Consider the following 1459-nt stretch of genomic DNA (forward strand, 5'->3'; position numbering starts at 1 on the left):
GTCCAGGGGTCGGGGTCGTCGGCCGGGGGTCGGGCATCTGAGGTCACACCGGGCAGGCTACCGGCCCGATGCGGGCACCGAACCGCCACCTCGGCGAGGGTAGGCTCGACGGCGACGTGGTGATGGTCGGTCGCACCTGTGCGCGATCGTGTGGAGAGGTGGTTCGCGGTGCCCAGTGGCAGGGTCAAGTGGTACGACGCGGAGAAGGGATTCGGTTTCCTGTCCCACGAGGGCGGGGAGGACGTCTACGTCCGGTCCGACGCCCTTCCTGCCGGCGTGGACACGCTCCGGCCCCGCCAGCGGGTGGAGTTCGACATGGTCTCCGGTCGGCGCGGCCCCCAGGCGCTCCGGGTGGTCGTCCACGAGGAGCCCACCGTCGCGCAGGACCGTGCGCCCCGGGGTGGCCCACGGCACTCCCCGGATGAGCTGCACGGGATGGTCGAGGACATGATCAAGGTGCTCGAGTCGACCGTCCAGCCCGAGTTGCGGCGCGGCCACCGTCCCGACCACAAGGTGTCGAGCCGGGTGGCATCGGTTCTCCGCGCGGTCGCCCGCGAACTGGACGCGTGACCGGCAGGATCAGTCCGCGTAGTCGAACCCGACCGACCACTCGCCGCTGAGGATCGTCTCCGAGCCGTCCGCGGCGTAGACCAGCGCGACCGCCCGGAGCGCCAGCCCCTCGATCCGTCCCTCGTCGGGAAGGGTGACCGGGACGAGCAGTTCGCCGGGCCCGTCGGGCTCGACGGTGTACTCGCGGAACCCGTCCGCGCGGACCTCGTAGACGTCGAGCGTGGCGCGGCGCAGCTCGACCGGGAGCCGAACCGTGAGCGTGTGCTCACCCGAAATGACGAACCGGCCCACCGGATTGGCATAGGTGGTGCCGTCGAGGTCCGTGGCCGCGAACGGAGGGACCTCGACGTGATCGCGGTCGGTCGCGACGGTGATCGACGGCACCGACCCGTGGCGTGAGGCCGAGCCCTGCCACGCCCCCACGATCGCGGCGATCATGACGATCACCCACGCCAGGATCGCCCAGGTGACTGGACGAACGCGGGGGCCGGAGGCGGGGGCATCGCTGCGGGAGCTCACTCCTCCATTCTGCCCAGCAGGCGTGCGCCGAACGAACGGGGGTCACGTGGTTCTCCGGGGAACCGGGGTCGGTTGCCGCCGAGCCCGGGCACGAGCGTGGATCCGCGCGCGGTCAGGAGGGACTGCGCGAACAGCAGGGCGCCGACGACCGCGATCACGCCGAAGCCCACGGTGAAGTCCGGCGGCAGGAGGACCCCCAGCGCGCCGCCCGCGACCCATGCCAGCTGCAGAGCCGTCTCGGACCGGCCGAACGCCGACGACCGCGCGGAATCCGGGATGTCCGTCTGGATCGAGGCGTCGAGCGCCACCTTGCCGAGCGCGCTGCTCACCGCGGCCACGAGCGCGAGGGGGGCCGCCGCCCAGATGGAGC

General features: G+C 72.2%; 2 protein-coding genes and 1 pseudogene. 1 reads left to right on the plus strand and 2 read right to left on the minus strand.

Translation table 11 applies throughout. The annotated features are described in order from the left end of the window. Positions 1 to 168 precede the first annotated feature (168 nt). Positions 169 to 570 (plus strand): cold-shock protein, encoded by a 402-nt coding sequence (locus IY392_RS19525; RefSeq protein ID WP_194861965.1) that lies wholly within the window; start codon positions 169 to 171, stop codon positions 568 to 570. A 9-nt stretch (positions 571 to 579) separates the two neighbouring features. On the opposite strand, the gene IY392_RS17935 is transcribed toward IY392_RS19525, so the two are convergent. After that, the gene (locus IY392_RS17935) at positions 580 to 1089 is read right to left on the minus strand and encodes a DUF2771 family protein (protein WP_194861966.1); all 510 of its coding nucleotides are present in this window, start codon (positions 1087 to 1089) and stop codon (positions 580 to 582) included. Next, positions 1086 to 1459 (minus strand): annotated as a pseudogene (locus tag IY392_RS17940) (MFS transporter); the annotation flags it as partial. The gene IY392_RS17935 and the pseudogene IY392_RS17940, both read right to left, overlap by 4 nt.

The sequence above is a fragment of the Dietzia sp. SYD-A1 genome, assembly GCF_015356725.1.
Lineage (GTDB): Bacteria > Actinomycetota > Actinomycetes > Mycobacteriales > Mycobacteriaceae > Dietzia.